The sequence below is a fragment of the Bradyrhizobium sp. UFLA01-814 genome, from assembly GCF_046718885.1.
GTDB lineage: Bacteria > Pseudomonadota > Alphaproteobacteria > Rhizobiales > Xanthobacteraceae > Bradyrhizobium > Bradyrhizobium elkanii.
Genome location: NZ_JAQOSR010000014.1, coordinates 50,227 through 62,888 on the forward strand (window position 1 = coordinate 50,227; position 12,662 = coordinate 62,888).

The following is a 12,662-nucleotide window of genomic DNA, read 5'->3' on the forward strand; positions in this document are numbered from 1 at the left end:
TGAGCTCTCCACCACTACGGCAATTCCGCCTATGTGCTCTTGGAAGCGTCTCGAGGTAGGTCGAGAACTGCCTGAGAGTTTGGCTTGATAACCGTCAAGTAGGCACGCTCGCTCCCTAGGGGGCGCGAATGATCTTGCCCCCAGTCTTTGATTTGACCGGACGTAAATCCAAATTTTGCGGCAAATCAAGCGGGCACTCTTGGCTATTCAGAGGCAACCCAGCTTCGCAGGCCGTCGACCGTTCGAAATCCGTCGGCAGCGTAGCAGCGGACGGAGGAAAGGAAGGCTTGCATCATCTCGGCAAGCGCATGTCCTGGCCCCAGGTCCAGCACCCGGCTCACCCCCAGCTCTGCAAGGGCCTCCAGGGTAGCGGTCCAGTCGATGGGGCGCGCGACCTGGGAGGCGAGCTTCGATGTGGCGCTGGCTGGAGAGAAGATGCGCTCGCCGTCACCGCCGGCGAGCAGGATCCGCTGGTTTGTGATGGAGGAGCGTCTGCTCGCCGCGAGCTCCCGTTGCAGGGGCGCGCAAGCCTGGTCGAGCAGTGGCGTGTGCGATGCGATCTTGACCGCGAGAAGACCGGAGCGGACCGTGCCTTGCGTTGCCGCCTCACGGCAGAGGTCGATGACATCATGCTCTGCGCCACCGACCACGAAGAGAAGGTCGGGATTCCTGATTGCGATCTCGCAGCGGTGTTTTTCAAGTAGAGGTTGGAGCGCCGTCTGGTCGAGCCCGCGGACATAGCCCAGGCGGCCATCCGGTCCCGCCTCGCGGTCCATCAGTCGGGCGCGGACCTCCGTCAGTCGCAACGCTTCGTCGGCGGTCCATATGCCCGCAATGCTCCAGGCCGCCATCTCGCCAACGCTGTAACCTGTAACGGCAGTCTGATCGGCCAGCAGGTCGGCAATGCAGGTGTGGATCGCGAGAGCCGATGTGACGGTCAGGATCTGGCTGACATGATTGGCGGACAGTTCCTCCGCACTCCGAGTCCTGACGACGTCCCGCGGATCCTCGCCAAGACAACCGGTTGCGGCGGCGAACACCGGCTCCGCGGCAGGCTGGCGCGTGACCAGATCAAAGGTCTTGTCCGACAGGGCGCCTTGTCCGCCGCAGAGCAGTGCAAGCATTCAGCTCTCCAGCCGATCGACGAAGAGCGCCATGGCGAGCAAGTCGGCCGAGCCACCGGGGCTCAGATTGCGCGCTATAAATGTGTGATGGATCTCGATCGCCCGCTCGCGCCACCCTAGAGATGCCACGCCACCCGTGGCAAGGAACTCGGATGCGCTGTCATGCGCGAAGCGCAGTCCGTCAGGACCGCCCCGGTGCAAGAGGTTGGTGTCGGCGACTTCGGCGATGAGCGTCATGCAGGTCTGAACGCGAACCGCTTCCTCATCATGAGGCGCAAGTGTTTGCGCCGCGTGCAGCGCGGGCAGGGCGACATCATACACGGACGGGAAGCCACGGGCTGCTTCTGCCCTGGCGCCACCAGCGCCGTAGCGCCGCGCGGCCACGGCGCCGTGGCTGCGCAGAGATATCGGGCCGGAGAGAATGGCCTCGCCCCACCGTTGCGACACCAATTCGCCGAGCGGTTTGCGAATACCGAGTGTGCTCCGATACCCGGCTGCGGCGCAGAGCAGGCCCAGCCCGAAAATCGCGCCCCGATGGGTGTTGACGCCGCGGGTCACAGCCAACATGGCGCGCTCCGCCGCCACCCCGATCGCGCGCAATCGATCCATTCCTGCGCCCTCGCTGCCGGTGGCTGCCAGATCGCGGAAGAACGGGGCGAGGGTGTCGGCGCTTCGGCACAGCAGTTCGGCGTCCATATCGTGATGCGAACCATTGTCGATATGGCTGACGAGTCCCGGTTTCGGATAGGTCTCAACCTCGAGCCTCAGACAAAGCGATGCAAGATGGCCGATCTGCTCGGCATGCAGCTCGCGTCCCGGCAGCGATTGCCATTTCAGGGCAAGGTTCATGATACCCTGCCGGAGAGAAACGCTGCGCGCGTCCTACCGTGGACGCCTGTGGGTCCTTTCACGAGGACTTCGTGCTCGTTACTGGCGGTCAGTTCGCGCCATTGCACTCCGCCAGCCGCGCCGAGGATCTCTCCATCCAGCCGCATTGGCGCCTGGTCCGCAATCCGGGCGATATCGGACGGCAGGGTCTTCGCTTGCTTGGCCGACGACAGCGGCCAGAGCAGATCGAGGTCCGAACTGTCCGAAAGATAGGGCAGCCCCGTGATATGCTGCCACGCCAGGCTGCCGAAAGTGCGGGTCTCCGGCACAAGCTGAAGGAGGAGGTCGATCGTCTCGCGCCAGTGTGCAGGCGCCGCTGCAGCCGCATCGGCGAGCAGTGGCGGCGGAGCGGATGCGACGATGTCGCCAGGTGCGATCGCGACCGCGATGCGCCGCTTGCCATGGCTGGGAGGCAGCGGCAGGCCGAGCGGAATCATGCCGGTGGGATCGCTGCAAGCTGGCCGGCGAACGATGAGGGGGCGGTCGGCGCGCGTCCACCCTTCGATGATCGGCTCGTCGGCGAGTTCGGGATAGCGGTCCATCACGGTCGTCCAACCGGCCGACGAGACCTTCAACATGGTATGGCGCGCGAAAGCTTCAGCCAAGTGGCGCTCCCTACGAGGCTGCTGCGAGCGTGACGACCCGATCGGCGATCTCTGCAGCCTTCCGCCGTCCGCCGCGCTCGGCGCCGAGCCGGCTGCGCTCGTCCAGTCCGGGCGGGCGCTCCAGTATTGCGGCAAGCTGCGACGCCAATGGCGCGTGTTCGTCCCAGACGACGTGAATGCCGCCGGTTTGCACGATGTTATCGAGACCGGGAGCGAACACTGGCGTGGCTTCTGCCTTCGCTTTCAAGACGTCGATCGGAAGTTTGGTGACCCGCGCCATCGACGGCAGATCCATCACCGCGGGATGCGCGCCAGGCAGCGCGACTAGCGTGCCGGTGGCGAGCGCCGTCGCGATGAACGCCCCGGCTGCGCTGCCGCCATAGAGCAGGCCGACGGTGCGGTGCCCTTTCGCTTCCGCAAGCAGCAAAGCCTTGGCGAGATGCGACAGGTACTCGCTAAGGCCAAGCAATTCGTCGCGCCGGCTCATGCGCTGGCTGGCGGAGTCCACCAGAAATAGGATCGGAGCCCGATCGCCTGTTCTAACGATCTCGATCACGCGCCCTGCGAGCGCTATCGCTTCGTCCACGCCGAGCGGCTGTCCCTGCGTGATGCCGAGCACGTGGACCGGACCCGCACCGGGAAGGGTCGCTCTTCCCGCGATCGCCGCGCCGGTGACGTCGATGTCGCCGGCGTTCGGGAACAGGCCTGCCAGAATTTCATCGAGCGTCATCGGCGTTCTCCCTGTTGTTTGCCGCGCAAACAAACGCGTCGGTCGGAAGTGAGGGGACATCGGCCGGTTGGCCGATGCCCAGCGCCTGCCAGATCTCGACGGCATCCTTGGCCGCGCCGAAACGTTGCAGCCGTCGCTCCAGGCGCTTCTGCTCAGCTTCGAGAACCGCCACGTCGCAACGTCGCTTGATCTCGAGGGCATCGATCGCAGCTTGACGAAACGCCAGCGCCTCGTCGTCAACGAACGTATCGGCGCCGCCGATCAGGTAGCGGTGCTTGCCGCCCATCGTGCGCCAGACGAGGGCGCGGTCGCGCGAGTCAAATTCCTCGATGCCTCTGTTGGTCTCGATCACCTCAGGGCCGCTGACGCTGATCCGCCCCTGCTCCGACACGATCAGGCGCGAGCAGGTGCCGGCGATCAGGCTGCCGCCGCCATAGCATCCGGCGCGTCCCCCGATCAGTCCGATCACATTGACGCTCGCGCGCCGCGCCTCGACCACCGCGCGCATGATTTCAGAGATGGCGAGCTCGCCGGCATTGGCCTCCTGAAGGCGCACGCCGCCGGTGTCGAACAGGATCAGCACATCCTGCTGAAGCGCGCGCGCTGCGCGCAGCAGGCCGGTGAGCTTGGCGCCGTGGACCTCACCGAAGGCGCCGCCCATGAAGCGTCCTTCCTGCGCTGCGACGAATACGGGCGTTCCTTCCAAGCGGCCCCGGCCGACCACGATGCCGTCGTCGAACTGCTCCGGCAGGTCGAAGATCGCGAGATGCGGACTCATCTCGCGCAATTCGGGGCCGATGAACTCGGAAAAGCTGCCGGCATCGACCAGCGCGTCGATGCGCTGCCGGGCGCTCGCCTCGTACCAGCTCAGCGACTCCGTGTTGGCTGTGACCGTCATCATCGTTCCGGCTCCTCGATCTTGCGGATGCCTTGCGCGAGGCGCAGCGCGACTGTGTCGGGCCGGGCTCCGCCGTCATTGATGGAGATGCGCAAGCCGCCGGCCGAGCGGCGGTCGACGAAGTCGCGGACGACGGCGTCCCACACCGCACCGAAGCCATGAGCTGCGGTCGCTATGTCGATCGTGCAGAGGTCCGCCGGCGAGGCGCGTTCCAGCAGGACTTCGAGATTGCCGGAGGCAACGACGCCGACGATCGCCTGCGTGCGGGTGCCGCCGGCACGCGTCGGTGCAGACAGTTTGAAGCTGAGCTTTTCCATGCAAAACTCCTCACCAGTTGCGGAAGCGGCTGGGTGGACGGTAGAGGCCGCCGGATGCCAGCATGAGGTCCTTGATCGAGCGCGCCGCCAGCAAGCGGCGATCGGCGTCGAGTGGATCGATGCCGAGATCTTCGGGCCGCCGGATGACGCCGCGCTCGCGCAGCCTCTCGACCAGCTTGGGATCGCGCGCGCGGCCGATGTCGGTATATCCGGCAACGCCGCGGATCGCCTGCTCGCGCTCGTCCTTGTTCCGGCACATCAGGAGGTTGGCGATGCCTTCCTCGGTCACGATGTGGGTCACGTCGTCCGAGTAGACCATCACCGGTGCGAGATCGAGCTCGAGCGCGCGCGCCAGCTCGAGCGCATCGAGCCGTTCGACGAAGAGGGGGGCATTGCGCTCGCCGAAGGTCTCGCCGATCTGCACCACGAGCTTGCGGCCGCGGCGCAGCGCCGCGTCGGAGCCGGGATCGGCCTCGGCACCGGCCTTGAGCCAGGGCTCGCTCGGGTGCCGGCGGCCACGCGGATCGGATCCCATGTTGGGCGCGCCGCCGAACCCGGCGATGCGGCTGTTCGTTACCGTCGAGCTATGGCCTTCGAGGTCAATCTGGAGCGTCGATCCGATGAACATGTCGCAGGCATACAGGCCTGCCGTTTGGCAGAAGGCGCGATTTGATCGCAGCGAGCCGTCGGGCCCCGTGAAGAACACGTCCGAGCGCGCGGCGACGTAGTCCTCCATGCCGACTTCCGATCCGAAGCAATGGATCTGGTCGACCCAGCCGGATTCGATCGCCGGAATCAGCGTCGGATGCGGATTGAGCGCGAAGTGCGTGCAGACCTTGCCCTTGAGGGCGAGCTTCTCGCCATAAGTCGGCAGCAGCAGTTCGATCGCGGCGGTGTTGAAGCCGATCCCATGATTGAGCCGGCGTACGCCGTAGGGCGCGTAGATGCCCTTGATGGCGAGCATTGCCGTCAGGATCTGGGTCTCGGTGATGGCGGCCGGGTCGCGGGTGAACAGCGGCTCGACATAGAACGGCTGGCCGGCTTCGACCACGAAATGTACGAGGTCGCCGGGGATATCGACGCGCGGCACCTTGTCGACGATCTCGGTGACCTGCGCCACGACGAGGCCGTTCTTGTAGCTGGTTGCCTCGACGACCGTCGGCGTGTCTTCGGTATTCGGTCCCGTATAGAGGTTGCCGTCCTTGTCGGCGCTCACCGCCGCGATCAGAGCGACGTTAGGCGTGAGATCGATGAAGTAGCGGGCGAACAGCTCGAGATAGGTATGGACGGCGCCGAGCTCGATCTTGCGGCCGAACAGCATCCGCGCGATGCGGGCCGACTGGGGGCCTGAATAGGAAAAGTCGAGCCGCCGTGCGATGCCCTTGTCGAAGACATCGAGATGCGCTGGTAGCACCACACCGGACTGCACCATGTGCAGGTCGCTGATATCGGCAGGGTCGAGGTTCGCGAGCGCCGAGGCTAGGATGTCGGCCTGCTTCTGATTGTCGCCCTCGAGGCAGACCCGATCGCCCGACCTGATCACCGCCTTCAGAAATTCCGGCAGGCTCGGGATCGGGACGATCTTTCCCTTGGCGTGCCGTCGGCCGGCCGCCAGGCGCTCGCCCAGGGCGGCCTTTTGCATACCCCAATTGGTCATTTCGGGCTCCTTGGCATGCCGGATTGGGTTCAATGGCCGTCAATGTATGCGTATTGCCTTCTTCTGTCAATTAATGTATACGAAAATTCATAAGCGATGGACATTCGCATACACAGGAGGAGATTTTCGATGCAAGTGCATACGAAGCGCCCAAGTCCTAACGTTGGCTTCCTGCTCAGTGCGGGGAGGCGCCTGTGACGATTTCAGGGGTAGCGCTGCTCGCGATCTGCACGCTGTTGGGGGGCTTCCTGGGAGATCTGCTCGGGGTTGCCCTCGGCGTTAAGGCCAATGTCGGCGGCGTCGGCATTGCGATGATGTTTCTGATCGCGGCCCGGCTCTGGCTGGTGCGGCGCAAGCTGCTCAGTCACGGCCTCAAGACCGGCGTCGAGTTCTGGGGCAGCTTCTACATTCCGATCGTGGTCGCCATGGCGGCGCAGCAGAACGTCGTCGCTGCGGCAAAGGGCGGTCCGATCGTCATCATTGCCGGCATCGGTGCAGTCGCGGTGTGTTTCGCGATGGTGGCCCTGATCGGCCGGCTCAGCGGTCGTGTCGAGACGATGGACGAGATCGAGGCGCGAGAGGCCGAGACGCTCGCCGCGCCTGTGCCTCACTTCAAGTCCGGGAGGATCGGATGAACATGATGTCTCACGTTCTCGTCGCCAATTCGCTGCTCACCGCGTTCGCCGCTGTCGGAATCCTGATGTGGATCTCCGGAGCGATCTCGAAATACTTCACCTTCGGGCGCGTTCACGGCTCTGCGATCGCAATCATGTTGGGTCTCGCGCTGGCGTTTTTTGGAGGCGTTTCCACCGGCGGTGAGAAAGGCGTGGCCGACCTGCCGGCGCTCGCCGGGATCGGCCTGATGGGAGGCGCGATGCTGCGGGACTTCGCAATTGTGGCCACGGCCTTCGAAGTCGACGTCGTTCATGCGCGCAAGGCCGGGGTGATCGGAGCGGTCGCGCTCGGATTGGGAACCGTCGTCCCGTTCATTCTCGGCGTGTTCGTCGCGGCGGCGTTTGGCTACACTGACGCCGAATCATTGACGACGATCGGCGCCGGCGCGGTCACCTACATCGTGGGGCCCGTCACGGGGGCAGCAATTGGTGCATCCTCACCGGTTATTGCGCTTTCGATTGCGACCGGTGTATTCAAGGCGGTGATCGTGATGATCGGTACGCCGTTCGTGGCGAAGATGATCGGCCTCAACAATCCGCGCAGTGCGATGGTGTTCGGTGGGTTGATGGGCACGGTCAGCGGCGTTTCCGGAGGACTTGCCGCGACCGATCGGCGTCTGGTGCCTTACGGAGCGTTGACCGCGACATTCCATACGGGATTGGGATGTCTGGCCGCACCGTCTATCCTTTACTTCGCGGTGCGTGCGATCACAGGAGGCTAAATGGCAGGTTTGCTCAAGGTCGCAGCCGAAACGGAAGACGATGGGGGACTGCTCTCCGATCGGATCCGGAACGCGCTGACGGATGAGATCGCGTCGGGCGCACTCATTGCCGGTTCGGCCTTGGAAGAACAGCAGCTTGCCGATCGCTTCGGCGCCTCTCGCACGCCGGTGCGGGAGGCGCTCCGCCAGCTCGTGGTTAGTGGCCTGGTCGAAGTGCGTGGACGTCGTGGTCTCGTCGTCGCGCGGATGACGCCCGAGCGCATCATGGACATGTTCGAGACCAGCGCCGAGGTGGAGGCGATGTGCGTCAGGCTTGCGACCTATCGCATGACGCCGCTCGAGCGCAGTCATTTGATCGAGCTCCACGAGGGCTCGCGGGCGATGGTCGAGGCGAATGATGTCGACGCCTACGACGCGTTCAACCGGCAGTTCCACGAATGTATCTACCGCGCGACGCACAACTCGTTTATGGCCGAGCAAGCGCAAGACGTCCGCTCGCGGCTCAGCGCCTTCCGTCGTACTCAATTGCGGCAGGGCGATCGCATTCGCCGGTCTCGGGAGGAGCACGAGGCCATCATGCAGGCGATTGCGGAAGGCGATGGCGATTCAGCATCGCGCAGGATGCGTGCGCACATGTTGAACGCCGCCGCGGCGCTTCGACGCTACATCGATGATCGCCTCAGGCCTGTCGACGACCCGACGCTCGACAACGTCTGATAATCGCGTTTTTTGGTCGCTGAAGAATAAGTAGATCGGCGCAGCGGGGCCGATCAGCCCCGCAATGTAACGCGGACACACCCGGCGCGGACCCATAACCCAAGCGATCGAGGAATGGTTTCAGCCAGCCTTCGAACTCCTCCTCCATCCGACGTGGCCTTCCCCATGGTTGGTCCTACAAAAGCCGCCCCCCTATGTAATCACAATGAATCCGGACGATCGGCGATTCTGCGTGATGACCGCACAATCCTCCGCATTCGGCCGAACCTTCCAGATGATTGCGGCACGATCGTAAATCCAATGACGCTCGCAGGCCATGTTCGCGGTGGTACGGCACAAGGAATCGGTTCGGCGATCTATGAAGAGTACAAGTACGCCGACGATGGCCAACTACTGAACGCAAACTTCGCCGACTATATCCTGCCCAGCGTCAACGAAGTGCCTCCGAATGTCCGGGTTGGCCACGTCGTAACGCCGTCACCCTTTACCGAATATGGGATCAAAGGCGGTGGCGAAGGGGGCAGGATGGGCGCTCCGCCCGCAATAGCGAGCGCAATCGAGGGCGCATTGAAGCCATTCAGGGCCAAGGCGGATTTCTTGCCATTGACGCCGGCGAAGCTGCGCGGCCTAATTCGTCAAGCGACGGCGAACCAGTAGCGCTTCCTGAGTGGGGCGAATTTTGCGCCGGAAACTCACATGCAAGCCGGTTTGGTTTTTCTAAATGCGAGATCAGGACAGAATGGGCTGCTCGAACGACCGTATCGCGTGAATAATGGACTCGCGCGCTGAAGGGGCAGCCGGCGAGACGCGGCCACGCGGCACGTCCATTCGCGACTCTGCCGGCCTCGAATTTCGACCTCTAGTTTTCGCGGAAATCATGCTCAAGCAAGAAGCTAAAACGCGATGATGATTGATCCCAATCTCATCGCGCTTTAGGGGCATCCGCATTCGAAAGGCGCGGGGAGGAAGCGCACCCTCGCAGCTGCGGGCCACAATCGCCGTTTCTCATGCGAGAGTCAGTCGCGTTCGAAGACCTTGGCGCCGGGATAGACACGCCTGGCGTAAGCAACAACCAACTCCCGGTCCTGGGTCTCAAGGAACGGTGTTCGGATCTTGCACGACCCGACGATGAGGTGCCACAGGCCGTTGAGCTTCTGAATGAAGACGTTCATGTGAGTGTTCCTCGAAGATCCCGCACTCCAGCAAAACTTGTTTGACACGACCGCCTTGCGATGCGTTCCTCGGGGCAGTGATTCTGATCACAGAGCTCGCAACCCGGCTCGCGCTCCTGCAGACGTTTGCGCGTCCGGTCGGAGTACCCGCAAGCATAAGAATCCCCCGTGGCCGCTCAATTGTACGAGCGTGAGCCCAGGCCATAAAAAGGGATGAAAGGAGCTATACGAACGTATGGCGATGATATCTGGCCGGGGGTGCAGCGTTGCGCGCTGGAAGCGCTGATCGTCACGACTGCGAGACGACGACGGGGACATCCCATCGGCCCGCATTGACTTCCGAGGGACCCAAAGCAGACATTCGGGCTCAAAACGAGGGTTGCCTAAAGGCCGCAAGCGGACCGAAGCGCGCTTGTTTCCGCCCATGACTCCCCATTTTCGTCAATTTTTATCGCCATGTCAGGCGATAATATTTTCGCCGAAGCGTGGCCACGGAAGTCACGCCATCAAGTCTTTCAGTCAAAGTGTTTGCAGAACGCAATGAAAAACGCTGCGCTTTTTGCCCTTGGCTTGTTCGCCGCTAGTGTTTGCGACAGCGCGAGATGTCAGACGTCGCTGGCCCCGCCGCTTTCGCTTGCTCCGTCGCCGCCTTTGAGTGAACAGGGGTCGGCACCTCCGGCCGCCACCAGCAGCGTTTGGCCGCCGATGGCGGCACCCAGCGTGTCGCCGCCGCGGGCGGCTGCCAAAAGTTCCACGCCATCAGCAAAGAGCAATGTTGCGTCGTCACCGCCGACGGATGACGTTCCGCCGCCGGCGGAGACCGCCAAGGGTTCAGTACCGACCCGAGCCGCTAAAAATGTGCCGCCACGGGCAACCGCCGCGGGCGTCCCACCATCTGCCACTGTGAAGGACACGCAGTCGGCGTCCGACGACGTTTCGCCAGCACCGGTGATCGACAAGCTGCCGCCGTCGGCCAAGTCGGTCACCGATTACGATGGCTTTAGCGTCGGCGTCGTCGACGACGATGACGCGTCAAGCCGGACGACGCGACCCGTCAGGTCGCGTCCGGCAAAGCAGCCCAAGCTCGGTCAAGAAGCGCATGGTGTCTCTGGGCAGCAATCGATCGATCCCGCGGAAGATGACAAACTGAAACGCAAGCTTACGATTTGCCGCGGCTGCAAGTAGCAGGTCACAGCTCCGGTTGCGTTCGTCAATTGGCCCACCGGACAGGCATCTCGTTCGGGTCCTCACGCCGCGCGTTTCGCAGAGCCCGATCTGACGCGGGTCATTTGTCGCCTGCGGCCCCGCCAGCAACTATTCGTGGTGGCTTCAGTGGTCGATGTCGCCTTCTGGCCCTTACTTCCTTGCCCGCTGTCGATGCTAGGATTCCTTCGTAATGCCCTCAAGCAGCACGAGCTGAATGAGGTCACGTCGCAAGTCCATCGATATAGAGAGAGAAGGAAACCGGAACGCTTCGCGTTTACCTGTATCGGATGTCACCGGCATAGGTGCGGATTGGGTCCGGTGAGTGTGGGCCCTGGTTATACCGCTCGTGCATTCGGTCGGGCGGTCGCCGTGCCGGCTATTCGGATGATGCCAACATGCATCTCCTTGAACGCGGATCCGATATCTAAGGGAAATCTGCCCAGCTCCTCGACCCGATTCTCCCCCACCACTACCAACTTTACCCACGCTCCTTCGACTTGGTTTGGATGGGCCTTTTCCGAGCGCGGCGTTTAGCTGGCCTGCTAACTCAACGGTTACTCAACCTAGCTAGGTGGCCGGATCACAATGATCGTCTCGACCAGGTTTCTGATACTGTGGCTCAGAGAGGTACGAGGATGCAGCAAATGGTAACCGCCCAAAGGCGTCACCGAGTATTGTGAAGCGTCGCGCGTCGCTTCTTGCGTGGGACGGGCAAATTCGCTGCGGAACCCTTTTTTTCCTGGGACTTGAGCGTCGCTTTGACATGTTCGGCGAGTTTCAACGCGCTGTCGGCGTTCGACGCGAGCCGGGACAATAGCTGGGATAGCATTTTGAACTCCTCGCGCGTCAGCATCCCAAACAACGCGTCGTTGACCGGTCGTTGCAAGGTGGCAAGGCGGATCAATAGGTTCACACCGTGCTGCGTGAGTGTAAGTTGCACCCGCCGTCTGTCTTCCGGATGAGGACTTTTCTCAAGCAGGCCATCGGAAACCAACTTATTGATCTCATTGGTGACGAAGGCGCCACTCAGATATAGCCGTTCGGCGACCTGATTGACTCCCATCGGTTCTTCCGCTGTCGAGTTCTTGATTGCGATCAGGATCAAATACTGGGTGGTCGACAGGTCGACAAAGTTCGCGAATATTTCCCGGCAGGCTTCCAGGCTGCGTCCGAACGCGAAATAGTCGTAGAGGAGGCCACGAAGCGTTCGGTCTCCTTCCTTGTTGAGTAGTTCGGGTTTCGACGCCGTCAAAAGCGCGTCAGTCACGCTCATTCTCCCCACGAAATCATAGTCTTGCGAACTTGCCTAAAGAGCACGCATGCGCGCGCCCAGCAAGAGGGCTTGACATTTCCAGATAGCTTTGCCAGAAAGCTATCTGGCGATTATAAATCAGGGTTGAAGCAACGAGGCAGGCGTCCCATGGAGGACCGTGCATTCAGGCGGGTGTTAGGAGAATTCGCGACCGGCGTTGCGGTGGTGACCGCGCGCGGCAAGGGCGACGAACTCATCGGCATGACCATGAGCTCGTTCAACTCCGTTTCCCTAGATCCACCGCTGGTCCTGTTCAGTGTCGACCGCAAGGCAAAAAGCCTGCCCGCGATGCTCGAGGCCAAGGGCTTCGCCGTCAACATCCTCGCCCGCGATCAGGAACAGATTTCCAATCAGTTCGCGCGCGCTCTTTCCAACAAGTGGGATCAGGTCAAGACGTCCGTCGGCCATGCGGAAGCACCGTTGATATCAGGTGCTCTGGCTCATTTCGAATGCGCGCCGTTCGCAAGCTACGACGGCGGCGATCACGTGATCTTTGTGGTCCGCGTCGTCCGCCACACTGCGCGCAGCGAGCCGGCCGCACCGTTGATCTTCTTTCGCGGTCGCTATCGCGACCTCGTCGACGAAACCGAGCGCGAGCCGACCTGGCCGCTTCCCATTCATTACTAGCTTCGAACCGGAG

At 62.7% G+C, this 12,662-nt stretch carries 16 protein-coding genes; 6 read left to right on the forward strand and 10 right to left on the reverse strand.

Features of this window, described 5'->3' with window-relative positions; all coding sequences use genetic code 11:
* Window positions 1-203 precede the first annotated feature (203 nt).
* Genes PMN64_RS06930 through mdcA form a run of 7 tightly spaced genes read right to left on the reverse strand, consistent with a single transcriptional unit; the run spans window position 204 to window position 6,219 of the window.
* On the reverse strand, window positions 204-1,124 hold the full coding sequence (locus tag PMN64_RS06930) for an acyltransferase domain-containing protein (RefSeq protein ID WP_411780174.1): 921 nt from the start codon (window positions 1,122-1,124) through the stop codon (window positions 204-206).
* Complete coding sequence (gene mdcB / locus PMN64_RS06935) at window positions 1,125-1,973, reverse strand: triphosphoribosyl-dephospho-CoA synthase MdcB (RefSeq protein ID WP_411780175.1); 849 nt, start codon at window positions 1,971-1,973, stop codon at window positions 1,125-1,127.
* Window positions 1,970-2,617, reverse strand: coding sequence for a malonate decarboxylase holo-[acyl-carrier-protein] synthase (gene mdcG, locus PMN64_RS06940; protein WP_411780176.1), 648 nt, complete (start codon window positions 2,615-2,617; stop codon window positions 1,970-1,972). Before mdcG ends, mdcB begins: the two co-directional genes overlap by 4 nt.
* 10 nt (window positions 2,618-2,627) lie before the next feature.
* Window positions 2,628-3,347: a biotin-independent malonate decarboxylase subunit gamma gene (mdcE, locus tag PMN64_RS06945; protein WP_411780177.1), complete on the reverse strand. Its 720-nt coding sequence runs from the start codon at window positions 3,345-3,347 to the stop codon at window positions 2,628-2,630.
* On the reverse strand, window positions 3,334-4,248 hold the full coding sequence (locus PMN64_RS06950) for a biotin-independent malonate decarboxylase subunit beta (RefSeq protein WP_411780178.1): 915 nt from the start codon (window positions 4,246-4,248) through the stop codon (window positions 3,334-3,336). Before PMN64_RS06950 ends, mdcE begins: the two co-directional genes overlap by 14 nt.
* The gene (mdcC, locus tag PMN64_RS06955; RefSeq protein WP_411780179.1) at window positions 4,245-4,562 is read right to left on the reverse strand and encodes a malonate decarboxylase acyl carrier protein; all 318 of its coding nucleotides are present in this window, start codon (window positions 4,560-4,562) and stop codon (window positions 4,245-4,247) included. The genes PMN64_RS06950 and mdcC overlap by 4 nt, the downstream gene beginning before the upstream one ends.
* 10 nt (window positions 4,563-4,572) lie before the next feature.
* Entirely contained in the window at window positions 4,573-6,219 is a 1,647-nt protein-coding gene (gene mdcA, locus PMN64_RS06960; RefSeq protein WP_411780180.1) for a malonate decarboxylase subunit alpha, read from the reverse strand.
* A 194-nt stretch (window positions 6,220-6,413) separates the two neighbouring features.
* Here mdcA and madL point away from each other — a divergent pair, with 194 nt between their 5' ends.
* The 4 genes from madL to PMN64_RS06980 all read left to right on the forward strand — a co-directional run bounded on the left by madL (window position 6,414) and on the right by PMN64_RS06980 (window position 8,989).
* Window positions 6,414-6,854, forward strand: a complete 441-nt coding sequence (gene madL / locus PMN64_RS06965; RefSeq protein WP_411780181.1) for a malonate transporter subunit MadL — start codon at window positions 6,414-6,416, stop codon at window positions 6,852-6,854.
* Window positions 6,851-7,615, forward strand: a complete 765-nt coding sequence (madM, locus tag PMN64_RS06970) for a malonate transporter subunit MadM (protein WP_411780182.1) — start codon at window positions 6,851-6,853, stop codon at window positions 7,613-7,615. The genes madL and madM overlap by 4 nt, the downstream gene beginning before the upstream one ends.
* Window positions 7,616-8,332, forward strand: coding sequence for a GntR family transcriptional regulator (locus PMN64_RS06975; protein ID WP_411780183.1), 717 nt, complete (start codon window positions 7,616-7,618; stop codon window positions 8,330-8,332).
* 114 nt (window positions 8,333-8,446) lie between these two features.
* Window positions 8,447-8,989 carry a molybdopterin cofactor-binding domain-containing protein gene (locus PMN64_RS06980; RefSeq protein WP_411780184.1) on the forward strand — a complete coding sequence of 181 codons (543 nt, stop codon included), beginning with the start codon at window positions 8,447-8,449 and terminating at the stop codon, window positions 8,987-8,989.
* A gap of 359 nt (window positions 8,990-9,348) precedes the next feature.
* Here PMN64_RS06980 and PMN64_RS06985 read toward each other — a convergent pair whose 3' ends face one another.
* On the reverse strand, window positions 9,349-9,504 hold the full coding sequence (locus PMN64_RS06985) for a hypothetical protein (protein WP_411780185.1): 156 nt from the start codon (window positions 9,502-9,504) through the stop codon (window positions 9,349-9,351).
* A 605-nt stretch (window positions 9,505-10,109) separates the two neighbouring features.
* Window positions 10,110-10,463 carry a hypothetical protein gene (locus PMN64_RS06990; protein ID WP_411780186.1) on the reverse strand — a complete coding sequence of 118 codons (354 nt, stop codon included), beginning with the start codon at window positions 10,461-10,463 and terminating at the stop codon, window positions 10,110-10,112.
* Here PMN64_RS06990 and PMN64_RS06995 point away from each other — a divergent pair.
* Window positions 10,453-10,689, forward strand: coding sequence for a hypothetical protein (locus PMN64_RS06995; RefSeq protein ID WP_411780187.1), 237 nt, complete (start codon window positions 10,453-10,455; stop codon window positions 10,687-10,689). The genes PMN64_RS06990 and PMN64_RS06995 overlap by 11 nt on opposite strands.
* Window positions 10,690-11,374: 685 nt before the next feature.
* Here PMN64_RS06995 and PMN64_RS07000 read toward each other — a convergent pair.
* Window positions 11,375-11,983 carry a MarR family winged helix-turn-helix transcriptional regulator gene (locus tag PMN64_RS07000; RefSeq protein ID WP_411780188.1) on the reverse strand — a complete coding sequence of 203 codons (609 nt, stop codon included), beginning with the start codon at window positions 11,981-11,983 and terminating at the stop codon, window positions 11,375-11,377.
* Between the two features lie 69 nt (window positions 11,984-12,052).
* Here PMN64_RS07000 and PMN64_RS07005 point away from each other — a divergent pair, with 69 nt between their 5' ends.
* Complete coding sequence (locus PMN64_RS07005) at window positions 12,053-12,649, forward strand: flavin reductase family protein (RefSeq protein WP_411780189.1); 597 nt, start codon at window positions 12,053-12,055, stop codon at window positions 12,647-12,649.
* Window positions 12,650-12,662 lie beyond the last annotated feature (13 nt).